26 protein-coding genes and 1 pseudogene are annotated in these 25,128 nt (G+C 69.3%); 9 read left to right on the forward strand and 18 right to left on the reverse strand.

What is annotated here, in order from left to right:
- Positions 1-23 precede the first annotated feature (23 nt).
- Together PL79_RS04170 and PL79_RS04175 are read right to left on the reverse strand one after the other, a co-directional pair.
- Entirely contained in the window at positions 24-1,445 is a 1,422-nt protein-coding gene (locus tag PL79_RS04170; protein ID WP_044845378.1) for a sensor histidine kinase, read from the reverse strand.
- The gene (locus PL79_RS04175) at positions 1,432-2,097 is read right to left on the reverse strand and encodes a response regulator transcription factor (protein ID WP_044845377.1); all 666 of its coding nucleotides are present in this window, start codon (positions 2,095-2,097) and stop codon (positions 1,432-1,434) included. Before PL79_RS04175 ends, PL79_RS04170 begins: the two co-directional genes overlap by 14 nt.
- 236 nt (positions 2,098-2,333) lie before the next feature.
- On the opposite strand from PL79_RS04175, the gene PL79_RS04180 reads away from it, so the two are divergent.
- Together PL79_RS04180 and PL79_RS04185 are read left to right on the forward strand one after the other, a co-directional pair.
- Positions 2,334-3,350, forward strand: coding sequence for an ABC transporter substrate-binding protein (locus PL79_RS04180; RefSeq protein WP_044845401.1), 1,017 nt, complete (start codon positions 2,334-2,336; stop codon positions 3,348-3,350).
- A gap of 116 nt (positions 3,351-3,466) precedes the next feature.
- Positions 3,467-4,777, forward strand: a complete 1,311-nt coding sequence (locus tag PL79_RS04185; RefSeq protein WP_044845376.1) for an MFS transporter — start codon at positions 3,467-3,469, stop codon at positions 4,775-4,777.
- Between the two features lie 138 nt (positions 4,778-4,915).
- Here PL79_RS04185 and PL79_RS04190 read toward each other — a convergent pair whose 3' ends face one another.
- Together PL79_RS04190 and PL79_RS04195 are read right to left on the reverse strand one after the other, a co-directional pair.
- Positions 4,916-6,727, reverse strand: a complete 1,812-nt coding sequence (locus tag PL79_RS04190; RefSeq protein ID WP_044845375.1) for a sensor histidine kinase — start codon at positions 6,725-6,727, stop codon at positions 4,916-4,918.
- Positions 6,724-7,371: a response regulator gene (locus PL79_RS04195; RefSeq protein ID WP_044845374.1), complete on the reverse strand. Its 648-nt coding sequence runs from the start codon at positions 7,369-7,371 to the stop codon at positions 6,724-6,726. The genes PL79_RS04190 and PL79_RS04195 overlap by 4 nt, the downstream gene beginning before the upstream one ends.
- A gap of 307 nt (positions 7,372-7,678) precedes the next feature.
- Here PL79_RS04195 and PL79_RS04200 point away from each other — a divergent pair, with 307 nt between their 5' ends.
- Both PL79_RS04200 and PL79_RS04205 read left to right on the forward strand, forming a co-directional pair.
- On the forward strand, positions 7,679-8,131 hold the full coding sequence (locus PL79_RS04200) for a hypothetical protein (protein ID WP_044845373.1): 453 nt from the start codon (positions 7,679-7,681) through the stop codon (positions 8,129-8,131).
- Between the two features lie 102 nt (positions 8,132-8,233).
- Complete coding sequence (locus tag PL79_RS04205) at positions 8,234-10,252, forward strand: VTT domain-containing protein (RefSeq protein WP_044845372.1); 2,019 nt, start codon at positions 8,234-8,236, stop codon at positions 10,250-10,252.
- 15 nt (positions 10,253-10,267) lie between these two features.
- On the opposite strand, the gene PL79_RS04210 is transcribed toward PL79_RS04205, so the two are convergent.
- A complete protein-coding gene (locus tag PL79_RS04210; protein WP_044845371.1) occupies positions 10,268-10,597 on the reverse strand; it encodes an addiction module antidote protein in 330 nt (109 codons plus the stop codon).
- On the reverse strand, positions 10,594-10,926 hold the full coding sequence (locus tag PL79_RS04215; RefSeq protein ID WP_044845370.1) for a type II toxin-antitoxin system RelE/ParE family toxin: 333 nt from the start codon (positions 10,924-10,926) through the stop codon (positions 10,594-10,596). Before PL79_RS04215 ends, PL79_RS04210 begins: the two co-directional genes overlap by 4 nt.
- Positions 10,927-11,211: 285 nt before the next feature.
- On the opposite strand from PL79_RS04215, the pseudogene PL79_RS36480 reads away from it, so the two are divergent.
- A pseudogene (locus PL79_RS36480) lies at positions 11,212-11,402 on the forward strand (AraC family transcriptional regulator); the annotation flags it as partial.
- A 61-nt stretch (positions 11,403-11,463) separates the two neighbouring features.
- Complete coding sequence (locus tag PL79_RS04225; RefSeq protein ID WP_044845369.1) at positions 11,464-11,973, forward strand: GNAT family N-acetyltransferase; 510 nt, start codon at positions 11,464-11,466, stop codon at positions 11,971-11,973.
- A gap of 8 nt (positions 11,974-11,981) precedes the next feature.
- Here PL79_RS04225 and PL79_RS04230 read toward each other — a convergent pair whose 3' ends face one another.
- From PL79_RS04230 to PL79_RS04235, 3 genes are all read right to left on the reverse strand, one after another.
- Complete coding sequence (locus PL79_RS04230; protein ID WP_044845368.1) at positions 11,982-12,935, reverse strand: leucyl aminopeptidase (aminopeptidase T); 954 nt, start codon at positions 12,933-12,935, stop codon at positions 11,982-11,984.
- A gap of 58 nt (positions 12,936-12,993) precedes the next feature.
- Positions 12,994-13,116, reverse strand: a complete 123-nt coding sequence (locus PL79_RS36850; protein WP_006752127.1) for a hypothetical protein — start codon at positions 13,114-13,116, stop codon at positions 12,994-12,996.
- Positions 13,117-13,385: 269 nt separating this feature from the next.
- The gene (locus PL79_RS04235; RefSeq protein ID WP_135800964.1) at positions 13,386-13,571 is read right to left on the reverse strand and encodes a hypothetical protein; all 186 of its coding nucleotides are present in this window, start codon (positions 13,569-13,571) and stop codon (positions 13,386-13,388) included.
- 15 nt (positions 13,572-13,586) lie between these two features.
- Here PL79_RS04235 and PL79_RS04240 point away from each other — a divergent pair, with 15 nt between their 5' ends.
- Complete coding sequence (locus tag PL79_RS04240) at positions 13,587-14,837, forward strand: YbfB/YjiJ family MFS transporter (RefSeq protein ID WP_044845367.1); 1,251 nt, start codon at positions 13,587-13,589, stop codon at positions 14,835-14,837.
- 67 nt (positions 14,838-14,904) lie between these two features.
- Here the strand turns inward: PL79_RS04240 and hpaC are convergent, their stop codons facing one another.
- Positions 14,905-15,450: a 4-hydroxyphenylacetate 3-monooxygenase, reductase component gene (hpaC, locus tag PL79_RS04245; protein ID WP_044845366.1), complete on the reverse strand. Its 546-nt coding sequence runs from the start codon at positions 15,448-15,450 to the stop codon at positions 14,905-14,907.
- 339 nt (positions 15,451-15,789) lie between these two features.
- On the opposite strand from hpaC, the gene PL79_RS04250 reads away from it, so the two are divergent.
- Positions 15,790-16,422 (forward strand): response regulator transcription factor, encoded by a 633-nt coding sequence (locus PL79_RS04250; RefSeq protein ID WP_044845365.1) that lies wholly within the window; start codon positions 15,790-15,792, stop codon positions 16,420-16,422.
- Between the two features lie 205 nt (positions 16,423-16,627).
- Here the strand turns inward: PL79_RS04250 and PL79_RS04260 are convergent, their stop codons facing one another.
- Genes PL79_RS04260 through PL79_RS04280 form a run of 5 tightly spaced genes read right to left on the reverse strand, consistent with a single transcriptional unit; the run spans position 16,628 to position 20,813 of the window.
- Positions 16,628-17,371, reverse strand: a complete 744-nt coding sequence (locus PL79_RS04260; protein ID WP_044845400.1) for an SDR family NAD(P)-dependent oxidoreductase — start codon at positions 17,369-17,371, stop codon at positions 16,628-16,630.
- Positions 17,372-17,427: 56 nt separating this feature from the next.
- Entirely contained in the window at positions 17,428-18,552 is a 1,125-nt protein-coding gene (locus PL79_RS04265) for an amidase (protein ID WP_044845364.1), read from the reverse strand.
- A gap of 31 nt (positions 18,553-18,583) precedes the next feature.
- Entirely contained in the window at positions 18,584-19,180 is a 597-nt protein-coding gene (locus tag PL79_RS04270) for a nuclear transport factor 2 family protein (protein ID WP_082088536.1), read from the reverse strand.
- 8 nt (positions 19,181-19,188) lie between these two features.
- Entirely contained in the window at positions 19,189-19,566 is a 378-nt protein-coding gene (locus PL79_RS04275) for a hypothetical protein (RefSeq protein WP_011356094.1), read from the reverse strand.
- 53 nt (positions 19,567-19,619) lie between these two features.
- Positions 19,620-20,813, reverse strand: coding sequence for an acyl-CoA dehydrogenase family protein (locus PL79_RS04280; RefSeq protein ID WP_044845363.1), 1,194 nt, complete (start codon positions 20,811-20,813; stop codon positions 19,620-19,622).
- 127 nt (positions 20,814-20,940) lie between these two features.
- Here PL79_RS04280 and PL79_RS04285 point away from each other — a divergent pair, with 127 nt between their 5' ends.
- Positions 20,941-22,497, forward strand: coding sequence for a PAS domain-containing sensor histidine kinase (locus PL79_RS04285; RefSeq protein ID WP_044845362.1), 1,557 nt, complete (start codon positions 20,941-20,943; stop codon positions 22,495-22,497).
- Positions 22,498-22,595: 98 nt separating this feature from the next.
- Here PL79_RS04285 and PL79_RS04290 read toward each other — a convergent pair whose 3' ends face one another.
- From PL79_RS04290 to PL79_RS04305, 3 genes are all read right to left on the reverse strand, one after another.
- Positions 22,596-22,982, reverse strand: a complete 387-nt coding sequence (locus PL79_RS04290) for a 2-hydroxymuconate tautomerase family protein (protein WP_044845361.1) — start codon at positions 22,980-22,982, stop codon at positions 22,596-22,598.
- Between the two features lie 318 nt (positions 22,983-23,300).
- Positions 23,301-23,801, reverse strand: coding sequence for an aromatic-ring-hydroxylating dioxygenase subunit beta (locus PL79_RS04300; RefSeq protein WP_044845360.1), 501 nt, complete (start codon positions 23,799-23,801; stop codon positions 23,301-23,303).
- On the reverse strand, positions 23,801-25,084 hold the full coding sequence (locus tag PL79_RS04305) for an aromatic ring-hydroxylating oxygenase subunit alpha (protein ID WP_044845359.1): 1,284 nt from the start codon (positions 25,082-25,084) through the stop codon (positions 23,801-23,803). Before PL79_RS04305 ends, PL79_RS04300 begins: the two co-directional genes overlap by 1 nt.
- Between the last annotated feature and the right edge of the window lie 44 nt (positions 25,085-25,128).

Consider the following 25,128-nt stretch of genomic DNA (forward strand, 5'->3'; position numbering starts at 1 on the left):
AAGGGGCGCCGCATCCCGCCGATTCATGCGTGACCGGCGTGCGCCGTTGCCGGCCGCGGAAACGTCAGCACTACCGCGAACCCGCCCGCATCGGGAAACGCGAACCCGACGCGCCCGCCGTGCGCCTTCATCACTTCCTGCACGATCGCGAGCCCGAGCCCCGACCCGGTGCGGCGTTCGCTGCCGTCCGGCGCGATCCGCACGAACGGCTGCAATGCCGCGTCCCAATGCTCGCGCGGAATGCCGCGCCCGTTGTCGGTGACGGTCAGCGTCACCGACCGATCCGCGTTGCCCGCGGTGGCGACCGACACGACGATATCGTCCGCATGCCCGTGCAGCAGCGCGTTGTGCAGCACGTTCGACAATGCCTCCTGCAGACTGATTGCATCGCCGTCGATCCACGCATGCGGCGCGTCGCTCGCGAACGCGACGGCCACGTCGCGCGCGTCCGCGAGCGGAATCGTGCGGCCGAGCACGTCCTTCGCGAGCGCGACGAGATCGACGGGCTGCAGCGGCACGACCTCGGTGCGATGAATCACCATCGCATGATTGAGCAACTGCCCGGTGAGCCGCCCGACGTCCGAGCAGGTCGCGCGCAACGCATCGAGCCGCGCCGCATGACGCGCGGGATCGGCTTCGCCGTCGAGCAGTTCGATCTGCGCGTCGAGCCGCGCGAGCGGCGTGCGCATCTGGTGCGCGGCGTCGGCGATGAAACGCTGCATCGCGTTGATCCGCTCGGCAAGCCGCCGCATCAGCCCGTTGATCGACCCGATGATCGCGTCGATCTCGCTCGGCGTGTCGACGGCCACCGGCCGCAGGTCGGCCGGGTCGCGCGCGGCGATGATCGTGCCGATCTGCGCGAGCGGGCGCAGCCCGCGCCGGATCGCGAGGCCGCTCGCGCCGATCGCGAGCACGCTCATCAGCAGGATCAGCGTCCACACCTTGATGCTCATGTCGTTCGTCAGCTGTTGCCGCGCATTGGTTGTCTGCGCAACCGTCACGAGCGCCCAGCCCGGCGTGCTTTCCTCCGGCATGTAGCGCGCGATGGTCGCGGTGCGGATCCGGTGACCCTGGTAGACGGCGTTCGCGAACGACGGGCCCTGTTTCGCGGCCGCGAGCGTCGCGGGGCTCGCGAGATCGTTGTAGCCGGCCACGACGACGCCGCGCGAATCGACCACCTTGTAGTAGACGAGGTCGTAGCGCGACAGCGTCGACAGCGCGGCGACCGGCGGGTTCAGCGCGAGCACGCCGCCTTGCACGTACAGGTTCTCCGCGACCTGGATCGACGCGCCGGCGAGCAGCTGGTCGTACGCGCGCTCGGCCGCGACGCCCGCGTAATAGCGCGCGATCGCGGCCAGCGCGAGCGCGCCGGTCGCGACCACGAGCGCGATGAACAGCAGCGTGCGCCCGAACAGCGTCTTCGGGAACCAGTCAGTGCGCGGCAATCTGATACCCCATCCCGCGCGCGGTGCGAATCTCGACCGAGCTGCCCTGCAGCTTCCTGCGCACGCGCGTCACGTATTGCTCGACCGCGTTCGCGGTCGGCTCGTTGCCGAAGCTGAACAGCTGGTTCAGCAGTTCGTCCTTCGAGAAGATCCGCTGCGGACGGCTCGCGAGGATCTCCAGCAGCGCGAATTCCTGGCGCGACAGCGACAGCGGCCGGCCGTCGAGTTCGGCAAGCCGGCTGCTGCGGTCGATCACGAGGCCGCCGAGCGTCAGCACGTCGTTCGCATGGCCGCTGTTGCGGCGCAGCAGCGCCTGGACGCGCGCATCGAGCTCGCGGTAGTCGAACGGCTTCACGAGATAGTCGTCGGCGCCGAGGCCGAGGCCGCTCACGCGGTCGTCGATCGCCGAGCGCGCGGTGACGAGCAGCACCGGCGTCGTGCTGCCCGACGCGCGCAGGTTGCGCAGCACCGCGAAGCCGTCGAGGCCGGGCAGGTTCGCATCGAGCACGACGAGGTCGAAGCGCTCGACGCGCAGCAGGCCGTTCGCGGTCGAGCCGTCGGTTTCGAGATCGACGGCATGGCCGAGCCGCGCGAGGCGGCTGCGGATCGCCGCGCCGATTTCGGCATCGTCCTCCACGACGAGAATGCGCATGGTGCCGTTTGCAGGGTGAGGGGTTAGGGGTTTTCCCGGGGGCGGGATGTCAGTATTTTCTCAGACTCGCTCGATAACCTGTGTTCAGCCGGAGCAAGCGACGACGGCATTAATACCAGAGGAGACGGCAACATGCAGCATGTCACGGGCACGACGAAGGCGCGGCCGGATGCACGGCGTAGCCTGACGCCGGCTGCCGCGTTGCCGCTGGTCGCGCGCCGCATGGAGGCATGCGCATGAAGACGTCGCCGCGCCGCCGCGCGTTGCTCGCCGCCGGCCTCGGCATGCTTGCCGCACCGTCGCTGGTGCGCGCGAAGCCACGCACGGTGCGGATCTCGAAAGGCTATGGCGTGTTGTACCTGCCGCTGCTCGTGATGGAGAAGCAGCGCCTGTTCGAGCGGCATGCGGCGCGGCACGGCCTGCGCGACGTCGCGGTCGACTGGGTGCTGCTCGACGGCGGCAATTCCGTCAACGACGCGATGATGGCCGGCACGCTCGATTTCGCGGGTGCCGGCGCGCCGGGCTTCATCGAGCTGTGGGCGCGGGCGCGCGGGATTCCGAACGTCGAGGTGATCGGCATCAGCGGATTGTCCACGACCTCGCTGTCGCTCAATGCAAACCGTCCGGGCTTGACGTCGCTGCGCGACTTCACGCCGTCCGACCGGATCGCGGTGCCGGGCATCCGCACGTCGCTGTCGGCGGTCGTGCTGCAGATGGTCGCGAGCCGGCAGCTCGGCGCGCGGCATTTCGCGCAGCTCGACTCGATCACCGTGAACCTGCCGCATCCGCAGGCGATGCAGGCGCTGATCCGCCGCGAGAACGGCGTCACCGCGCACTTCACGTCGCCGCCGTTCTCGACCCTCGAATTGCGGCAGCCGGGCATTCATCGCGTCGTGAATTCGGTCGACGTGCTCGGCCCGCTGACGCTCGACGTCGTGTTCGCGCCGAAGCGGCTCGTCGATACGGAGCCCGCGCTGGCCGCGGCGTTTCTCGGTGCGCTCGACGAAGCGAACCGCCTGATCGCGCAGGACCCGCGCGCGGCGGCCGCGCTGTATGCGGCGTCGTCGGGCGTCGCCGTGTCGCACGACGATGTGATGCAGATGCTCGCCGCGCCTGACACGCGTTTCTCGGTGCGGCCGAACCAGCTGATGGACTACGTCGAATTCCTGTATCTCGCCGGCACGATCAAGGCGAAGCCGCGCGCGTGGCACGAGATGTTCGCGCCGATGCTCGACGACTACCGGACCGGCTGACGACGGCGGCCATCCGTTTCCGGATCCCGATTTCATCGAACCCCACCGCGCCCGCGCATGCATCGCGCGCGGCGCCGATTCAACCGACAAGCAACCGCTTCACGGAGGAGCCCGCAGTGAATGCCACCGAAACCCTGGACCCCGCGTCCGCCGAAGAGCAGCGCATCATGTCGAAGATGGCGCGGCGCCTGATGCCCATCCTCGTCGTGATGTTCCTGATCGCGTTCATCGACCGGCAGAACGTCGGCTTCGCGAAACTGCAGATGGTGCACAGCCTCGGGATGACCGAGGCCGCGTTCGGTCTCGCGTCGTCGCTGTTCTTCATCGGCTACCTGCTGTTCGAGGTGCCGAGCACGCTCGCGCTGCATCGCTACGGCGCACGCGTGTGGCTCGCGCGGATCATGCTGACGTGGGGCCTCATCACCGTGCTGATGGGCTTCACGACGTCGATGCCCGCGTTCTGTTCGCTGCGCTTCCTGCTCGGGATCGCCGAGGCCGGCTTCTATCCGGGCGTGATCTATTACCTGACGCTGTGGTTCCCGCAGAGCTATCGCGCGAAGGTGCTCGGCATCTTCACGCTCGGCAGCGCGCTCGCGAACATGCTCGGCTCGCTGGTCGGCGGTGTGCTGCTGAGCCTGAACGGCGTGTGGGGGCTCGCGGGCTGGCAGTGGGTGTTCGTGGCGACGGGCATCCCGGCCGTGATCGTCGCGATCGTCGTGTTCCGCGTGCTGCCGGCGTCGTTCCGCGAGGCGCCGTTCCTCGACGAACGCGAGAAGCAGATCGTCGCGGCCGCGCTGGAGCGCGAGAAGCCGGCGCAGGCCGAGCATGCGCAGCCGTGGAAGGCGCTGCTCGATCCGCGCGTGATGCTGTTCGCGGCGACCTACATGCTGATGTCGACGTCGCTGTACGGCGTCACGTACTGGCTGCCGACGCTCGTGAAATCGTTCGGTGTGTCGAGCAGTACGAACGGTTTGCTGAGCATGCTGCCGTGGGCGCTCGCGGTGGTGCTGCTGGTGTGGCTGCCGTCGAAGCTGCGCCGCGCGAAGAGCATCCTGCGCACGATCGCGATCGTCGCGGCGCTCGGCGCGCTCGGCTTCCTGCTGAGCCTCGTGCTGCCGTCGACGCCGCTGCGCTTCGTCGCGCTCGTGCTGGGCGGGGCGTGCATCCCGCTGCTGTATCCGTGCTTCTGGTCGATGCCGCCGCGTTACTTCACCGGCGCGCGTGCGGCGGCGAGCGTCGCGGCGATCAACTCGATCGGCAACCTCGGCGGCTTCTTCAGCCAGAACCTGATGCCGTTCGCGGGCAAGGTGACGGGCACGGCGTTCGGGCCGATGATCGTGCCGATCGTGTGCCTCGCGCTGCTCGGGATCGGCGCGCTCGTCGCGTGGACGCGCTCGGAGCGGGGGATGGTGGCGGCGCGGGTGTGATGGACGGCGGCGGCCGGGGGCTGCGGTATCGCACAGTCCCTGCTGCCGATTGGGCCAACGGTCGAACAAGTCACGATCCTCACCGTTCGGCATCAGTGGGAAGAAGACTACCACTGCCCCCGCAGCAGCACACCGCCGCTACTGCTTCGCCTTTACCTCTTCCGCCCGCGACGTCCCCCGTCCGTCATGCGCGATCGCCACATGCGCCGACGCCACCGGAATATCCACCTCCACCGTCGTTCCTTCGCCGAGCGTCGTATCGATCCGCAGCGTGCCGCCGACGAGATACGCGCGCTCGCGCAGGCCGACCAGCCCGAACGATCCCGACTTGCGCGGCGCACCGGGATCGAAGCCCGCACCGTCGTCGCGAATCGTCAGCGCGATCGTCTCGTCACGGTAGACGAGCGCCACGGTCGCGCTCGACGCGGCCGCGTGCCGCGCGACGTTCGCGAGCGCTTCCTGCGCGATACGGAACACGGCCGTCGCATACGGTTCGTCGAGCAGCAATTCGCCCGGCTCGACGTGCAGCGCGCACGCGATGCCGTGACGGCGCTGGAAATCCTCCACGAGCCATTGCATCGCGGCCGCGAACCCGAGGTCGTCGAGCATCAGCGGACGCAGGTCGGACGCGATGCGCCGCGTGGCCGTCACCGCGCCGCGCGCGAGCGCATGCATCGCCGCGATCTTGCGCGCCAGCGGCGCATCGTCCTGTGGCACGCGGTCGAGCAGCCATTCGAGATCGTTCTTCAGCGCCGCGAGCGTCTGCGCGAGTTCGTCGTGCAGTTCGCGCGCGATGCGGCGCTGTTCGGCCTCGCGTGCGCTCGCGCTGATCGCCGCAATCTCGCGCAGTTCCTCGCGCGACACCTGCAGCGCCCGCTCCGCGCGCACGCGCTCCTCGACTTCGCGCCGCAGGTCGCGGTTCGACGCGCTCAACTGCGCGGTGCGCGCCGCGACGCGCTGCTCGAGCCGTTCGTTCGCCTCGTTGAGCTGCGCGCTCTTCTGCACGACGAGCAGGTGCTGATAGCGCGCGCCGGCCAGCGCGCGCACCGTCTGCGCATGCAGCCGGCCGTTCTCGAACAGCAGCGCGAACAGCACGACGCACGATGCGACGAGGCCGTAGGTCCGCCCGGCGTAGAAGCCCAGGTCGAAGCGACCGTGGTTCAGCATCGCCGACAGCGCGATGTCGAACAGCCAGGCGACGAGCACGATCATCACCCACAGATCGAGCACCGAATGACGACGCCGCAGCCGCCACATCAACACGAGCGCGGCGAGGTTCAGTGCCCAGACGATCGTGATCGCGTGCGTCATCGTCGACGCCATCCGGTTGCCTTGCATGATGCGCGGCAGCAGGTCGTGGCCGGCGGTCGCGAGCAGCGCGAGCGCGACGGTCGCGCCCGCGGCCGACGCGATGCAAAGCAGGATCGGGATCGCCGCACGGCGCTGCTCGAGCGACGGCGGACGCGCGCACGCCGCCGCGCGCAGCAGCACGTACGCGGCGACCGTCAGCGGAAAGCCGCCGTGCCAGAACAGATAAAGCCACGCGGTGGTCTGTTCGCCCGCGCCGAGCAGGCCCGTCGGCGAGAACAGCCCCGGAAAGGTCAGCATGTGCGTGCCGGCCATGAAGCCCGTGAACAGGTAGCCGCCCGCGAGCGCGAGCAGCGATTTCTCGCGCAGGATCGCGTACTGGCCGAGCAGCAGGCCGGCCGTCACCATGTCGTTGATCACGATCGCCGACTGGTACACGGGAATGAAGCCCAACACGCGCGCGAGCGGCACGCCCGCGAATGGCGCGAGGGTGGCGAAGATCACGGCCGACACGATCACCGTCGCGATCGCGAGCCGCCGCTCGCGCCGGTCGGGCGGCAGCGACGACATGAACAGGCGCGACGGATCCGACGCGTCGTCGTCGTCGGGGGCGGCTGAGCGGACGCGGAACGCGGGCATCATGCGTCGTCGACGCCGAGGTCGAGATCGTGGCGCATCGCGTAGCGCACCAGCGCGGCTTCGTGCGGCAGTTCCATCTTCTCGAGGATGCGGGTCTTGTAGGTGCTGACCGTCTTCGCGCTCAGCGTGAGTTCCGCTGCGATCCGCGTGACCGTCTGGCCCGCGACGATGCGGCGCATCACGTCGAGTTCGCGCGCGGACAGCCGCTCGTGCGGCAGCATGTCGGCCGGCGTGCGCAGCGTGCGCGCGAGGCTCTCGGCCGCCGACCGGCTCACGTACACGCCGCCCGCCGCGACCTTGGTGACGGCCTCGACGAGTTCGGCGGTCGCGCTGTCCTTCGTCAGGTAGCCGGTTGCGCCGGCCTTGAACGTGCGCGCCGCGTACTGCGCCTCCGCATGCATCGTCAGCACCAGCATGCGCAGCGACGGCGCATGCGTCCTGACCAGCCGGATCAGCTCGATACCGGTCGGCGCGGGCATCGACAGGTCGAGCAGCAGCACGTCGGCGGCGCGACGCTCGGCCAGCGCGAGCGTGGCCGCGCCGTCGCTCGCCTCGCCGACGATTTCGAAACCGCCGGCCGTTTCCAGGATGTGACGCAGTCCGTCCCGCATGACTGCGTGATCGTCAGCCAGCATTACCCTGATCATCTAGCGGTCCTCTTCGGGATGATGCCGCGGGCTGCTCCGCCGGTAGCCGCCGCGGCCGTTCTTCTGACCAATATATTCCGCCGAAACCAAAAATGGTGCACCTGCGGGAAATTTTTGAGATACGAGAGTGTCGAATCTGTCTCGAAGCGAAATAATCGGCGTGAAATGGTACAGGCGATAGGGCCAGATGGGGCGGGTATTCCCGAGGAATGGTCGCCGTCGGGCGGGCGGCATGCGTCGCGGACCGCCCTAATTCAGAGATAAACTGGTGCCCGATTGCACCGTCCCGACCCGAGGAGCCGCCACGATGATCGATCTCGCCGACATCCTGCCGTCCGCGTTGCCCGACGCCGTCGCGTGGGCTGACGCGCAGGCGGCCCACGGGCTCGCGCAGGGCGTGCCGCTGACGCCCGCGCAGGCCGACGACGCGCGCACGGTGGGCGTCGCCCGGCCGGAGCGGATCCGCGTCGTGGTCGCCGACCGGCTGCCGTTCCCGGACACGCCGGCGCTGGGCGCGATCGCGCGCGACACCGGCCTGCTGTCGCCGGGGACGATCGGCCTCACGCTCGGCCATGCGGTGTTCGTGCTGCGCGGCCACGACACGCGACGCCTGCTCACGCACGAATTCCGCCATGTGCATCAGTACGAGGAAGCCGGGTCGATCGGCGCGTTTCTCGCGCGCTACCTGCACGAGATCGCGACCGTCGGCTACCACGACGCGCCGCTCGAGGCCGACGCGCGCCAGCACGAGTTCGACTGACACCGCCCGCCGGCGCGACCGCGCGCACACGCCGATGAACCTTCCCCACGCCACCGCCGGCCCGGTGCAGACACGCCGCGCCGCCACGCCGCGCGGCCTGCGATGAGCGACACCATCCACGCATGGCTCGGGGCGATCGGCGCGCATCCGGCGCTCGTGCTGGCGATCGTGTTCGCCGCCGCCTGTGCCGAGGCGATTGCGCTGATCGGCACCGTCGTGCCGGCCGGTGCCGTGCTGTTCGCGGCCGGCACGCTGATCGGCGCGGGCGCGCTCGACGGCTGGACGACGATCGGCGTCGCGGCCGCCGGCGCGATTCTCGGCGACGGGATCAGTTACGAGCTCGGACGCCGCTACCGCGGCGCGATTCGAAACGGGTGGGTCCGGCTGGGCTACGCGGATGCCTATGCGCGCGGCGAGCAGTTCGTGCTGCGCCACGGGACGAAGAGCATCGTGCTCGCGCGTTTCCTGGCGCCGGTGCGCGCGGTCGTGCCGGTCGTGGTCGGCTGCGCGACGCTGCCGCGCCGGTCGTTCTACCCGGTCAACGTCGTGTCGGCGCTGATCTGGGCGCCCGTGCACGTCGTGCCGGGCATCCTGTTCGGCGCGTCGGCGGTGCTGGCCGCCGCGATCAGCGTGCGGGTCGCCGCGATCCTGCTGGTGATCGCCGCGCTGGTCGCGCTCGTGTGGATCGGCGTGCGCGTCGCGCTGCGGCGCGGCTGGCCGTTGCTGCGCCGCGCGGCCGGCGCGGCCGTGCATGCATGCGCGCGCCGCTGGCCACGCGTCGGCGGCTGGCTGCACGACGCGATCGAGAAGGGGCGCCGCCTGCCAGGCGTGGTGCCCGTCTTCGCGCTGCTGTTCGTCGGCTGCGTGTGGCTGCTTGCCGGCATCGTGCGGGAGGTCGTCGCGAACGATTCGCTGATGCACGCCGACATCATGGTGTATGCGTTCCTGCAGGACCTGCGCACGCCGCCGGTGGATGCCGCGATGCGCGCGCTCGCGGTGCTGCACGGACACGATACGGGGCTGATCGTCGCGGCCGCGTTCCTGGTCTGGCTGATGATTCATCGCTGCTGGGTGACGTCCGCGTGGTGGCTCGCGACGGTCGGCATCGCGGTCGTGCTCGTGCCGGCGTTCGGCACCGGCGTGCCCGGCATGACGCCCGCGAGCTTGCCGCCCGGCGCGCCGCACGTGCCGCTGCCCGACGCCGACGCGGCGTTCGCGATGCTCGCGAGCAGCGGCATCGGCTGGGTGATCACACGCGACCGGCCGGCGCTGTGGCGCATTCCGGTCGTGACCGCGGTCGTGTTGTGGATCGTGCTCGGCGGCTTCGCGCGGCTTTACGTCGGCGATACGTGGCTGTCGGGTCTGCTCGGCGGCTGGAGCCTCGGGCTCGCGTGGTTCGCGGTGCTGGCGGGCGCCTATGCGTACTGGCAGGTGCGCGAGCATGTGCAGCCGCGGGGCGCGCTCGTCGCGGTGCTCGTCGTGCTCGCGACGGCCGGCGTCTGGACCGTGCCCGCGCAATGGCAGCTCGATCGCGCGGCGCGTCCGCACGTGGGCGACGTCGTCGCGATGACCGTCGATCAATGGATGCGCGGCGGGTGGCAGCGCGTGCCGACGCGGCGCACCGAGATCGGCGGCGATCGCGAGGAATATCTGCCGTTGCAATGGTGCGCGACGTCGGACACGCTCGATCGCCATCTTTCGCTGGCCGGCTGGCAGCGCGCGACGTCGTGGTCGGCAGGCACCGCGCTGCGGTGGCTGCTGCCGCAGGGGCCGGCCGATGCGCTGCCCGTGCTGCCGCGCTATACGCATGGCGAAAGTACGCGCCGCGTGTTCGTGCGTGTCGATCCGGCCCGTCCGGACAGCCGCCTCGTGCTGCGGCTGTGGCGTTATCCGTACGCGCTGCAGGATGCGCTCGGCACGCGGCCGCTGTGGTACGGCGCGCTGTATCGCGAGACGCTGCATCGGCCCGCACGGCTGATGACGGTCGTGCGCACGACGACGATCGACGATGCGGCGACGATCGCGCAGGCGCTGCAGGTCGAGCCGACGCTCGCGCGGCCGCCGGCGGGGACGAGTGGGGCGCCGGCCGCGGTGCTGCTCGTGTGGATGGTGCAGCCTTGAAGCGCGTGCGCCGCGTTATGCGTGCGACGGTTGCGCGGGGACGACGGACAGGCGCAGGCCGACCGTCTTGAGCACCGCGAGCAGGGTTTTCAGCGTCGGGTTGCCGTTGGGCGACAGCGTGCGATACAGCGATTCGCGGCTGATGCCGGCGTCGGCCGCGACCGCGCCGAGCCCGCCATACGCTTCCGCGACCGTGCGCAGCGCGAGCAGCGCGGCCGCGCGGTTGTCGGGGTCGTCGAGCGATTCCATCGCGACGCGCAAATAGGCCACCGCGAGCTCGCGGTCCGCGCCGAGTTCGGCGACTTCCGCGTCGTGGTGCGATACCGCGCCTTTGAGCTTGTTCATGCTTGCCTCCGTTTCCAGTCCAACCAGTGTTCCTTCGCATGCCTGATGTCGTCGGACTGGCTGTGCTTGTCGCCGCCGTACAACAGCAGCACCAGCGCACTGCCGTACCGGCCGAAGTACACGCGATAGCCGGCACCGACGTGGATGCGCAGCTCGATCACACCTTCACCGACGGGCTCGCAATCGCCGAAGTTTCCGGTCTGCACGCGACGCAGCCGCTCGCGAATCCGCGCCTGGGCGACTTTGTCGCGCACGGCGTTCAACCATTCGGTGAAAGGCTCGCGACCGTCGGCGCGCTGATAGCGAAGCAGTTCGAACTTGGAGAGCATTGTAGCTTATAAGTTACATAAAGGCATGGATATCGACGTGATTGCGTTCTGGGCCCGATGAGGCGGATGACGTGAAACGCACGCGGGCCGACTGCCGAATCGAGACGAAGCACGACGCGAAGACGCTGCGCGGGAATGCCTGCAGTGCCTTCGTGGCTCGGGGTGTCAGGCGGCGAGACCGGTTACCCGAACGAAAATCATTCTTTCATTCGGGGCGTGGGATGACGATTCGGCCGAACGGCCGATCTCGTCGGCGCGTACGGGAAACGCGCCGTGCGGGGGAGGGACTGCGCGTTTCCCGGCCGGCCGCTGCCGCACTCAACCCGCTGATGGTTTCGATGTGCGAGCAGATGTGCAGCCCGCTGGTCGACGCGCGGCGCGCGCGGGTCGGCACGTCGGAGAGGGTCCGGTAATATCTGACGGCGACGCCCGGCAACGTGCCGTTCTCGCTCGAGGACATGGCGCGGCTGATCAGCTGACCCTGACGCAGTGTCGCGCCACGCGCGCATTCCCCAACCCCTTCACGAGAGTACCCGCATGATCACGCTTCGCCCGATGACCGAAGACGACTTCCCCCGCTTCTGGCCCACGTACCACGCGATCGTCGCCGCGCAGGAGACCTACGCATTCGATCCGGCGCCCACACGTGAAGCCGCCCGCGCGCTGTGGCTCGATGCGCCGCTTTGCACGTGGGTTGCCGAAGAGGATGGCGTGCTGCTCGGCTCGTACTTCCTGAAGGCGAACGCGGCCGGGCCCGGCAATCACGTGTGCAACTGCGGTTACATGGTCAGCGAGGCCGCGCGCGGCAAGGGCGTCGCGCGCCTGATGTGCGAGCACTCGCAGCAGGTGGCGCGCGAACGCGGCTTCCTCGCGATGCAGTTCAATTCGGTGGTGGCGACGAACGAGGTGGCGGTCGCGCTGTGGCAGAAGCTCGGCTTCGAGATCGTCGGCCGCCTGCCGCGCGCGTATCGTCACGCGCGGCTCGGCTTCGTCGACTGCTTCGTGATGTTCAAGTGGCTCGGCGACGCGGCGGCCGCCGACGCCTGATGCCCAGGTCAGACGGCGAACGCGCCGTCGAACACGATCCGCTCGTCGAACGCGAGCGTGCCGCGCGCGAAGATCAGGTCGAGGTGGTGGCTGCCGTTCGCGCCGCCGCCGAGGCCGAGATGCAGGCCCGGATGGCGTTCCTCGAAGCCGGCGTTGCGGCCGTATAGCCCGCGGATGCCCAGGTTCGTGCCGATGCCGAATTCCTCGATGCGCCGGTGATTGTCGTGCCGGTCGAGGTACGACGCGAAGTCGCGCCGGAAGCCCGCGTCGTCGCAGTCGAAATCGACGATCAGGCTGTCTTCGACATGCAGCGTCGCGAGCCGCTCCGTCACGCGGTACTTGATCGCGAACGGCACGGTGCCGAGGAACGTGCCGCTGAACACGATCGAGCCGTGCAGGTCGGTGACGTGCGTCGCGATCTCGCCGGGCACGACGTCGAGATTGCCCATCCCGTCCACGCTCGTCCATTTCTGGTCCGGCGCAAGCGAGCCGGTCAGCGTGTTGCCGGCTTCGTCGATGAAATGGATCTGCGATGCGCGCGCGGCCGCTTCGATCAGCCGGCCGTTGCGCGCGGCGATGTCGTCGAGCGATTCGGCGAACGCCTCGTCGAGATGCGGGCCGTAATCCTTGAACAGCACCGACTTGCTCCAGTGCCTGACGATCGCGGGACGGATCGCGGCCAGGAACGGCGGGCCGCTCGGCGACGGCGTCGGCAGGCACGACGAGTCGTACAGCAGCACGAACAGGTCCGCATGCGTGAGCGCGGCGGCGATGTCGGCGGGCGGGGTGGTGTCGAGGCAGAGGATCGTCGCGTCGAGCGAGTCGGGCAGGGCGGAAAACGCGCGCAACGCGGTGTCGCGGTTGCGGCTGTCGTAGCCGACCAGCAGTTTGCCCGTCTCGCCGCGTGCGAGCTTGTCGCGCAGCGCCGGGTGATACCCCAGCGCGCGGTGCAGGTTCAGCATGCGTGTCTCCGGAAGCGGCGGAAGGGCAGCGGCCCTTCCGCGGGAACGGGCTGGCCGCTCAGACCGGCCAGAGCGCGGTGCCGAACGGCACCACGGCATCCTCGACCATCATGTCGACGGCCTCGGGGTGCGTGTCTTCCTGCATCCAGTCAAGCAATTCGATCTGCCGGGTTTCCTGCATGTCAATTCTCCTGTGGTGAACATGAGCGATTCAACATGAAAGCGCGGTAACGGGATTACCGCGGCTCATCCGATGTTTTTTGAATACCGGACGAGTGGCGTCGATATTAGTCTGATGATTTGATGAATGCAATGCATGGCGAGGTTTTTAGCCGCGGCGTGCTAAACATGCGGGTTCGCCGCATTTCGCGCGGTGAAGGCGTATGAATCCAATCGCAAAACCCGAGGATTTTTTCGAATATCGGGGCCGCAATCGATTGATTGATTCATTCAAGCGATTTTTTGAATCGCGAGTTCAATCGCGTCGATCATTTCGATTTCCGCCATTAACGAACAATGCGCGCGGTTATCGTGGACGCGAACCGGCTCCAGCGGTTTTCTGGCACCATCTGACGACCTCGCGCGCGGGCCGCAGCCGCGCGCCTGCCGCCGTCCCGGCGGCACGATGCGAACCACGATGGAGACACCGCGATGCGCGCAGCGCCGCAACCGGAGCACGCCGGGCCAGCACGACAGGACGCCGGTGCCACCGAACCCGACCGCATGACCGCGTGGCGGCTCGCGATCTGCCTGTCGCTCGGCAGCGCGATCGCGCTCGGTCTCGCGCGCTTCTCGTTCGCACTGCTGCTGCCGCCGATGAAGGCCGATCTCGGCTGGACCTTCGCGCAGGCAGGCGCCTTGAACACGGCCAACGCGGCCGGCTACCTGATCGGTGCGCTCGTCTTTCCGTTGCTGTCCCGCCGCTGGCGCACCGGCACGCTGCTGGCGGCCGGCTGCGCGCTGACCGCGGTGCTGATGGCCGCATGCGGGCTCACGTCCGGCATGAACGCGCTGCTCGTCGAGCGGCTCGCGACGGGCGTCGGCAGCGCGCTGATCTTCATCAGCGGCGGCGTGCTGGCCGCGCGGCTCGCGTCCGCAGCGCCGCGCGACGCGGGGCTCCTGCTCGGGCTCTATTACGGCGGCACCGGGTGGGGCATCGTCGCGTCGTCGCTGCTCGTGCCCGCGACGCTCGTGCAGCGCGCGCACGGCTGGCAACCGGCATGGTTCGCGCTCGCGTTCGCATGCGTGCTGTTCTCGGCGATCGCCGTGTCGGCGGCGCGTCGCATCGAGCATGCGCATGCGGCACCGGCCGCGCGGCGTGACGCTGCCGCCTCGGCGGCGACCGCGAGCCCCGCGCGTTTCGCACTCGCGCTCGCCGGCTACGGCCTGTTCGGCGTCGGCTACATCGGCTACATGACGTTCATCGTCGCGCTGCTGCGCGGCGCGGGAATGAGCGGGACGGTCGTGTCCGCGTTTTACGTGATGCTCGGCGTCGCGACCGTCGTGTCGGCGCGGCTGTGGTCGGGGCTGCTCGACCGGATGCGTGGCGGCCAGGCGCTGGCCGTGCTCAACGCATTGCTCGGCGTGGCGACGCTGATGCCGGCGCTGTTCGTGCATCCGGCGGCCGCGTTCGCGTCGGGCGTGCTGTTCGGCGCGACGTTCCTGTCGGCGGTCGCGTCGACGACCGCGTTCGTGCGCCACAACCTGCCGCCGGAAGGCTGGGCGAAGGGCATCAGCGCGTTCACGACGATCTTCGCGTTCGGGCAGATCGCCGGGCCGGTCGCGATCGGCTGGGTGTCCGACAGCGCGGGCCTTGCGCGCGGGCTCGTCTATTCGGCGCTGACGCTGTTCGCAGGCGCGGCCCTCGCGGCCGGACAGCGTGCATTAAGGGCGTCGGCGTAGCCGATCGGGTCTGCAACGACCGGCGAGCGCGACAACGTGAGCGCGACCGTTACCGTTCCCGTTACCGTTACCGCACGCAGGCCGTGCGCGACACGCGATGAAACGCGCGGCTGAAGTAGATGAGGCTGTCGCCGTCGTTGCGCACGCGAATCGACGTCGCCTCGATGAACATCACCGAATGCGAGCCGACTTCCTTCATCTCGGCGATCCTGCCCTGCAGGCTCGCGAGCGCATCGCGCAGCACGGGGACGTCCTGCTCGCCGCGATCCCACACCGGCAATTCGAAGCGGCGTTCCATCGGCAGCTCGGTCATCCCCGCGAAATGGCGCGCGAGCAGTTCATGCTCGGCCGGCAGCACGTTGATGCACACGTGACGATTGCGCTCGAAGATCGCATGCATCGCGCTCGACCGGTTCAGGCACACGAGCAGCGTCGGCGGCGCGTCGGTGACGGAGCAGACGGCGCTCGCGGTGATGCCGCAGCGGCCGTGCGGCCCCGCGGTGGTGATCACGTTGACGGCCGCGCCGAGGTGGGCCATCGCTTGCCGGAAGGCCTGTTGCGCGTCGGTGGGGGCGGCGCGTGCCGGTTGCGGGGTATCGGTCGTTGCGGACATGGGCGCTCCTGGGTGAATGAGGGCGGCGATCGTGCGCGTTGTCGAAGCGGCAGCGGATCGTCGACGATGAACCAAGCGTACGTCGCGAAAAAGCCGGCGAACATTCGCACGATTGACGATGAAGATGGCGTTCCCGCCAACGCATCTAAAGGTTCTACCTAGATGCGCGGCACGACGCGCGAAAAAAAGTGCGATCGGGCGTTCGAGCGGTACGTAAAGGGGTATTCAGCGCATTTCCGGCTCGTTATGATGTGCCGCACACCCCCGACGAACGACGCTTGCCTCACCCGCGGCGCGTGCGATACCGATACCGATACCGATATCTTGCGAGACAACCCGATGACGTCACCCGCTCCGATCGTATACATCGTCGACGACGACAGCGGCATGCGGACCTCGCTCGCGTGGTTGCTCGAATCGGTCGGCATCGCGTCCGAGGGATTCGCGAATGCCGCCGATTTTCTCGCGCGCTTCGACGTGAACCTGCCCGCGTGCCTGGTGCTCGACGTGCGAATGCCGGAGAAAAGCGGATTCGACGTGCAGGCGGAACTGAACGCGCGCGGCGCGACGCTGCCGGTGATCTTCGTCAGCGGACACGGCGATATTCCGATGTCGGTGCGCGCGCTGCAGAACGGCGCGATCGACTTCGTCGAGAAGCCGTACAACTCGCAGCAGATGCTCGAGCGCGTGCAACGCGCGCTGCGGCTCGCGCAGCAGCGGCACGCGGTCGGCCAGCGTCACCGCGAGCTGCGCCAGCGGCTCGATGCGCTGACCGCGCGCGAGAAGGAGGTGCTGCGCGGCGTCGTCGACGGCAAGGGCAGCAAGCAGATCGCGTCGGACCTGTCGATCAGCGTGAAGACCGTCGACGTGCATCGCGCGAGCATCAAGGAGAAGCTCGGCGCAACGTCGATCGCCGCGCTGGTGCGCGACGTGATGGTCGTGTGGGGCGACGACGGGGAGTCGTCGCGCTAGCGCAGGGTGGTTCGCACGCGAATCGGGCCGTGCGTGTAAGCGTAGTGCCCGCACGCACCGCACGCACCGCACGCACCGCACGCACCGCACGCACCGCACGCACCGCACGCACCGCGCACACCGCATACACCGCATACACCGCGCGCGGTACCGGCCAGCACCGGCCGGCATCAGTCTGCACCGCACGCTCGACGCATGCCGCCGCTCAACGCATGTACAACCCGCCGTTGATGTCCCAGCACGCGCCGTTCGCGAAATGCGCGTCGCCCGATGCGAGCAGCACGGCCGCATCGGCGACGAAACCGGCCGACCCGAGCTTGCCGCCCGGCAGGTTCGCGAGCACCTGCCGCAGCTTGTCCGGCGCGACGCTTTCGTACACGATCGGCAGATCGAGCGGCCCCGGCGAGATCGCGTTGACGGTCACGCCCTGCGCGGCGAGGTCGCGCGCGAACACCTTGGTCAGTGTCAGCGTGCCGCCTTTCGCGGCCGCGTAGTGCGCGCCCGTCGCCGAGCCGCCGTTCTGCCCGGCGAGCGACGCGATGTTGACGATGCGGCCCGCGCCGCGCGTCGCGAAGTACTGGCCGAACACCTGGCAGCCGAACAGCACGCTGCGCAGGTTCACGTCGATCACCTGGTCGAACTGCTCGGCCGTGATCTCCATCGCGGGCACGACCTTCGATGCGCCGGCATTGTTGACGAGCACGTCGATCGCGCCCCAGCGCGCGACGAGCGCATCGCGCGCGGCTTCGAAATCGCGTTTCGACGTGACGTCGAGCGGTAGCGCGACCGCGCGTGCGCCGCTCGGGTCGAGGTCGCGCGCATGCGCGTGAATGGCGTCGACGGCGATGTCGGCCAGCGCGACGCGATAGCCGGCCGCATGAAAGCGTTCGGCGATGACGGTGCCAAGCCCGCGCGCGGCGCCGGTGACGAGGACGACTCGGTCTGACATGGTGCGTGATTCCGTTGGTTCGCGGAACGTGGCCACAGCCGCGCCCGCATCGTGGTTCATGCGGCGAGCGCCGCTTCGAAGTGCGCGGCGACCGCGCACACCTGTTCGTCCGCGCCCTTGCGTCCGACGATCTGCAGCCCGGCCTTCAGCGGCGTTTCCGCGAGCGGCAGCGGCAGGCTGAGCGCCGGATGGCCGCTCAGGTTGAACGGCCGGATCAGCGACGACATCGCGATGACCGATACGCCGTCGCGTGCCTGCCGAAGCGTGATCGGCAGCGCGGGCAAGGTCGGCAGCACCAGCACCTCCGCGCGCTCGAGCGCGGCATCGACCTGCGCCGCGAAGCGCGCGCGCACGGCTTCGGCTTGCGCGAGCGCGGCCGGTGTCGTCGTCGCGGCCGTGCGCAGCCGCGCTTCGAGATCCGCGCCGAGCTTGCCGGTTTCGACGAGACGACCGAATGCACGCGACGTTTCCGCATTGATGACGGCAAGCCCTGCGGTGAACGCATCCTGCATCGCATCGAGCACGACGTCGTGCGTACGCAGGCCCGACGCGCCAATCGCCGCGTCGAGCGCGGCCGCGATGGCCGGCTCGGCCTCGACGATCACGCGTGCGATCGTGCAGCCGGCCACGGGTGCCGCCGCACGCGCCCGGTCGAAGCCCGGCGCGATGGCGGCCATCACGGCTGCGAGCGTGCGGACGTCGCGCGCGAGCGGCCCGACGCAGTCGAGCGTGGTGTCGGCCGGCGCGACGCCGCGTCGCGACACGCGGCCGAACGTCGGCTTGAGCCCGGCCACGCCGCAGCAGGCGGCCGGCCCGCGGATCGAGCCGCCGGTATCGGTGCCGAGCGCGGCGTCGACGGCGCCGAGCCCGACGAGCGATGCCGACCCGCTCGACGAGCCGCCCGGGATGCGCGTCGGGTCCTGCGGATTGACCGGCGTGCCCGTGTAGTCGTTGATGCCGGTCATGCCGAACGCGAGCTCGTGCATGTTCGCCTTGCCGGCGATCTGCCAGCCGGCGTCGAGCAGCAGGCGGACCACGTCCGCGTGCTGCGCGGCGGGCGCTGCGTCGGCAAGCGCGCGGCTGGCCGCGCGGGTCGGATGGCCGGCGATGTCGATCGTGTCCTTGATCGCGATCGTCGGGCCCGGGCCGCCCAGCGTGAAGGTGTCGATGAAGCCTGTCATGGTCGATGGCGTGCGAGTGCGGTGAAGGGGTTCACGCGTGCGGCGCGGCGGCGAGCGGCCACGGGCCGTCGAGCACGCGCTCGGTGCGGAAATGGCGGATCAGCCAGGTCGCGCCGTCGGCGGCCGGCGCGAAATCGATGGTCAGCCGCGCCGCGATCAGCTCGGCCGTGCCGTCCGCGTAGCGCGATGCCTGCAGCATGATCCAGCGGCCGCGCGCGCTTGCATGGTCGGCGCCGACGTCGATCGACTCCGACGTCAGGAAGTGCAGGTTCGCCGAGAAATGCGGTTCGGGCGGCAGGTAGCGGCGCAGCATCGCGACGATCGCGTCCGTGCCTTCGAGGCGGCCGAACTTGCGCGCGTACTGCGGGCCGATGCCTTCCCACACCGCGTCGGCCGTGAACAGCGCGGCGAGCGCCGGGCCGTCGCCGGCATCCTCCGGCACGTCGCACAGCGCCATGTAGCGCGCGATCGTCGCGCGCACCGCGCGTTCGGCGTCGAGCGTGGCCACGCGCCGCGCGAGCGCGTCGAGCGCTTTGACGGCTTCGCGTGCGTCGGGCGCTTCGCTTGCGTCGCTTGTATCGGGCGCGTCGCGCGCTTCGAGCGCGCGCGTCGAATCGGGTCCGGTCATCGCGCGCCTCACGCCGCGGGCTTCGCGGCCGGCGGCACGGTCAGCGCACGGCCGACCCGCGCCTCGATCTTGCCGTAGCGCCACAGGTTGTATTCGCCGACGGGCGTCGTGCGATACAGGTTGCATACCGCGACCGTCGTGTCGAAGTCGGCGACGTCGGCCATGATGTAGAACGTCCACGGCGCGCCGTCGGCCTGGCCGACGACGAGGCGGTCGTCGTCCATCACGCCGAGCACGCGCACGCCGGGCATCGCCTCGACGGCGGCGAGCATCGCGCCGTACGCTTGCCACACTTCGCCGATCTTCTCGCGCGGCAGGTCGAAGAAGTTTTGCGACACGCCGCAGCAGAACAGCACGCGCAGCGGCAGCGGATTCGAATCGGACATGAAAGGTTCTCCTGAAGAATGCGTTGTGCGGCATCGAAGCGAATCGACGCGGATTACAGATAGCCGGGAAACGGCGTGACGCCGGTGAACACCGCACCCGCGCCGTCGAAGTTGCCTTCGCCGAGAAACGCGTGCTGCGTGACGACCATCGCGTCGCGCAGCAGGCGCTGCAGCGGATGCGTGCGATAGATCGCGGCCGTGCCGCCGAGGCGGTACGCGCGCTCGACGACGCTCGCGCCTTCGCGGGCGATATGCGTGGCCGCGAGCCGCAGCAGGCTGACCTGCTCGGGCGTGACCAGGTTGCCGGCCAGGATCGATTGCCAGACCGAGTCGGTCGCGTCGTAGAAGAACGCGCGCGCCGAGCGCAGCTGCGCTTCGGCCTTCGCGAGCTCGATGCGGAAATACGCGCGATCGGCGAGGCGCGGGGCGCCGGTGGTCGTCTGGCGGCCGCCCGACATCCGGTTCGCGACGTCGAGCGCCGCGCGGGCCAGCCCGAGGTTGACCACGGCGAGCACCTGCGCCGCATACGCGACGGTCGGATAGCGGTACAGCGGCTCGTCGACGGTCGGCTCGCCGCCGCGCACGAAGGTCCACGCGTCGGGCACGAAGCGGTCGTCGACGCGCAGGTCGTGGCTGCCGGTGCCCTGCATGCCGACCACGCTCCAGTTCTCGACGATCTCGACGTCGGCGGCACGGAACACGGCCGTGCGCGGCTTGTTCGGTGCGGCGTCCTGCGCGCCGGGCACCGCGATGCCGACGCCGAGCCAGTCGGCGCCCTTGCAGCCGCTCGCGAATTTCCACGTGCCGTTCACGCGCCAGCCGCCGGGTGCCGCCTGCGCCGGCTGGACCGGGAACAGCCCGCCCGCGAATACCTGGTCGGGGCCGCCCGCGTACAGCTCGGCCTGCGTGGCGAGCGGCAGCGCGGCGAGATAGACGTTGGCCGAGCCGAAGCTCGCGACCCATGCGGCCGACCCGTCGGCGGTCGCGATCCGCTCGATCATGTCGAGGAACGCGGTGGGCGCGAGCGCATCGCCGCCGAAGCGGCGCGGCGTGCCCGCGCGATAGATGCCGGCCTCCTTGAACAGCGCGATCACGTCGCGCGGCACGTGCGACAGGCGGTCGAATTCGTCGCGGCGCGCGGCGACGGTCTCGATCACCGCGTCGAGCGGCGACACCCGCGCGGCCGCTTCGCGGACCGCATGCTGCGAGGGGGACGCGGCGTCGATGGCGAGGGCGGCGTTGGGCATGAGTGGCTCCTGGGAATGGGGTTCGAAAGACGATGCAATCAGTCTAGAAACGCCGAAAACACGCAGCAATTGGTGCGTAAGGCCGCGCGACTGGTGTGGCTCCGTGCCGGACTAAAGAAATCTTCAGATGCGGGCCGTGCACGCCGGTGCTATGTTGGACATCCGGCCGCGCGACGCCGCGCGCCTTCAACCGAATCCGCTCATGAGCTTCCCCGACGAAGACGATTTCCACCGGCTGCTCGACGCATTGACGACCTGCGTGCTGCTGCACGACGCGCAGACCAAGGCGATCGTGTGGGCGAACCGCGCCGCGTGCATCGCGCTCGGCTTTTCCGTCGAGGAGCTGCTGCCGCTGAAGGCGCCGGACATGACGCGTCCAGAACCGAAATACCGGCGCGAGATCGGCGTGGGCGCGATGGATCGCGCGATCGCCGAAGGGCGGCCGCAGGTGTACGAGTGGTGCTATCGGTCGCGCACCGGCGTCGACATGCTGTCGGAGGCGATCGCGACACACGTGCCGCTGCGCGGGCGCGACGTCGTGATGGTGCAGTTCCGCGACATCAGCGCGGAGGAGGCGATCCGTCAGCAGTTGCGCCGCTACGAGGCGCGGCTGCGCGAATTCATGCAGGACCTCGACGAAGGCATCGCGGTCGTGACGCCGAACGGCGGCGCGCAGTTCATCAGCGAGTCGGGGCGCCGCGTGCTCGGGCTCGCGCCCGACGATGCGCTCGGCGGCGTGCTCGACTACTGCACCCCGGCCGATCGCGACCGGCTCGTCGCGCAGCTGCGCGATGCGCCGTCGACGTGCCCGTCCGAGCCGCAGCGCTACCGCTTCGTGCGGCGCGACGGCTCGGCGTGCTGGCTGCGCATCACGTGCCGGCAAGTCGAGATCGAAGGCGACCTCGACGGTTTGCTCGTGCATTTCCGCGACGTCAGCGACGAAGTCGCGATCGAGGACGCACGCCGCGCCGAAGCGCGCATGCTCGAATACGCGGGCCGCTACAACGCGATGGGCGAGATGGCGACGGTGATCGCGCACGAGCTGAGCCAGCCGCTCGCGGCCGTGCGCAACTTCATCGAGGGTGCGGTGCAGCGGCTGAACACGCGCGGCGCCGTCGACGATGCGATCTGGGGGCTGCGCAGCGCGGACCGGCAGGCCGAGCATGCGGCGCTGATCATCAAGAGCGTGCGCGAGTTCATCGTGAAGCGCGAGCCGGTCGTCGCGCTCGCCGACCTGCGCGAGATCCTCGCCGACGTCGCGTATTTCATCGAGCTGCGTGCGAAGGAAGCGGGCGTGACGGTCGCGATCGTGCAGGCCGACAAGCCGCTGCCGATTCGCTGCGAGCGTGTGCTGATCGGGCAGGTGATCCTGAATCTGGCCTTCAACGCGATCGAGGCGTTCGCCGGCTGCGCGCGCGCGCCGTGCACGCTGACGCTCGGCACCGCCGACGTCGGCGGCCACGCGGAGCTGCGGGCGATCGACAACGGGCCCGGTATCGCCGAAGGGGCGCACGACCGGCTGTTCGACGGTTTCTCGTCGTCGAAGGCCGGCGGCAACGGGATCGGGCTGTCGCTGTGCAAGAGCATCGTCACGCGTCATGGCGGGCGCATCGGCGCGAGCCCGGCCGAAGGCGGCGGGCTCGACTGTCGCGTGACGCTGCCGCTTGTCGGTACGCAGGCGTAACCGGTGCGTCGCGGCGCAAGCGTAACGGGCGCCATGCACGTCGCGCGCATCACGCACGTCACGCACATCGCAGCCAGGCAGCGACGCGCGGCACACGATCAGCGCCCCAGTGCCCGCGCGGTCTGGCCGCCGATCCCGAAGTCGGTGTTCGGGATGTCCTTGATGATCACGCGCGTCGCCTGCAACGGGGCATCGAGCACGTTCGCGCCGGCGTCCGACAGCGCCGCTATCAACGCGCGTTTCTGCTCGTCGGTGCGGCCGGCGATCAGGATCGCGACGATCACCGGCAGCGACGGCGGTGCGCCATCGGCGGCCGTGCGGCCGCCAAGGCCGATGTGCGTGGCGGGCAATTCGGTGAGCAGTACGCGCACCGATTCGAGCGGTGCGCCGATCGCGTCGACGGTCGCGCCGCTGAGCCGCGCGATCAGCTCGGCCTTGCGCGCGTCGTCGTGGCCGGCCGGCAGGAAAACTTCGAGTGTGGGCATGGTCGTCCGGAAAGGTGAAGGTGGCCGGCTCACCGTTGCGCTGGCGATGGCGAACCGGTGGCCGCTTGCAGCAGGAAGCCGATCTCGCTGCGCGCATCGGTCGAGCCGATCAGACGGACGACCGTTTCCGCATTCGAGTGTGGGCTGGGTCGTCCGGAAAGGTGAAGGTGGCCGCCTCACCGTTCCGCTCGCGCCGAGTGATTCGGCCGAACCGATCGGACGGACGACCGTTTCCGCATTCGCGTGTGAGCATGATCGTCCGGAAAGGTGAAGGTGGCCGGTTCACCGTTGCGCTGGCGACAGCGAACCGGCGGCCGCTTACAGAAGGAAGCCGATCGCGCTGAGTGCATCGGTCGAGTCGATCAGCCGCACGACCTTCTCCGCGATCCGCATTTCGCCGTCCGCGTCGATGTGCAGCTTGTGCGTGACGTCCGCCGCGAACAGCGTCGCGACGCCGCGCTTGTACGCGACGACGACCTGCGCGGATTTCAGCTCGACCATGCCGGCGCTGCTGCTCTCCAGCGTGAAGCGCGACACGGTACGCACCGTGCGCGCCGCGTCGGTCGCCGACGCCGAGTAACCGGACAGCATCCGCTGCACGCGCTTCTCGCGCATGTCCTGGTCGTCGAACACGTAGTTGAGCGTCGCCGCGAAGTCGGTGGTGTCGGGATCGATCGGCACCACGTAGTGACCGGCCGGATCCCACAGGTCGAGCCATGCGCGATAGTCGCGGCGGTCGAGCAGCTCGGCTTCGCGCCACACGAATTCGACCGCGCGGGCGAAGGTCTGCTCGGAAAAGAGGGCGTTGCGGTCGTCCATTACTGTTGCTCCATCATCTTGCGCCATTGCTGGTAGGCCTCGCGCATGCCCGTCTCGTCGGTCGCATGCGCGGTCTTTTCGCCGTTCGCGGCGGTCGTCTCGCGGTTCAGCCCGCGGTTCACGAGGATCGGCACGTCCGGCCCCGCATGCGCGCCGCGCTGCACGCGCTCCCATGCTTCCGCGTCATCGGGGCTGCCGAAGCCGAACGGGCCCTGGAAATGCTCGTGAATCCGCAGCCGCTCGCGATTCGCTTCGTCCGGGCCGCCATCCATCGCGAGCGCGACGTGACGAATCTCGGTTTCGTTCGCGGAGATCGGCCGCAGCACGCGGAAGAACGCCATCGACAGCGCGAGGTTCGGAAACAGGTTCAGGTTGAAGCCGACCCCCATCAGCGAGCGCACGATGCGGCGCACTTCGTCCGGCGTATGGCGCTCGGCGAGCTTCGCCGCGAGCGGCGCGAAGCGTTCGGGCAGCGGCGCGCCGTCGTCCTGGTCGAGATCGATCAACTCGGGCATCAGCACCGCGAGGCTGTGACCGTTGCCGAGCCCGCGACAGAAGGCGTCCTCGCTCGTCATGAAGCTCGTGATCGCGGCCGCCGTTTCGTCGTCGATCGACTTCATCCACGACTTGTGCACGACGGGGAAGTGATAGAGGTCGGTCGTGTTCTCGAGCTGGATCTTCCAGTTTCCCTTGAACTTGAACTTGTGCTCGCCGTTCGCCTTGATCGGGTAGCCGGCACCCTGCTTCATGAACAGGTCGATCCACGGCTTCGCGCCGCCGAGGAAATCCTCGAGCGGTTCGATCGCGTCGTTGAAGCTCGCGAAGATCAACCCCTGGTACACGCCCACGCGCAGCTTCACGAGCGGCAGGTCGCCTTTCTCGCACACGCCTTCGTAGCCGTCGCCATACGGCAGCGCGCGCAGCGTGCCGTCGAGCGCGTACGACCAGCTGTGATACGGGCACGTGAAGCCCTTCGCGTTGCCCTTGTGCGATTCGCACACGGTCGCGCCGCGGTGGCGACAGCGGTTCTGCAGCACGTTGATCTCGCCGGTCCTGTCGCGCACGACGATCACCGGCTGGCGGCCGATCGTCGTCGTGACGAAGTCGCCCGGGTTCGGCAGCTCGCTCTCGTGCGCGACCCAGATCCAGGTGCGGTAGAAGATGCGGTCGAGTTCGGCCTCGAACAGCGCGGGGTCGTGATACATCGCGGGCGCGATGCGGTCGGGCTGCGCGAAGCCGTGCAACGCGCGGGTGTCGATCGTCTGGGTGGGAATGTCGCTCATCGTCGTCGTGGGGAAAGAGTCGCGAAATCGGGCCGCGTTGCACG

Source organism: Burkholderia sp. USMB20 (assembly GCF_000949135.2).
GTDB lineage: Bacteria > Pseudomonadota > Gammaproteobacteria > Burkholderiales > Burkholderiaceae > Burkholderia.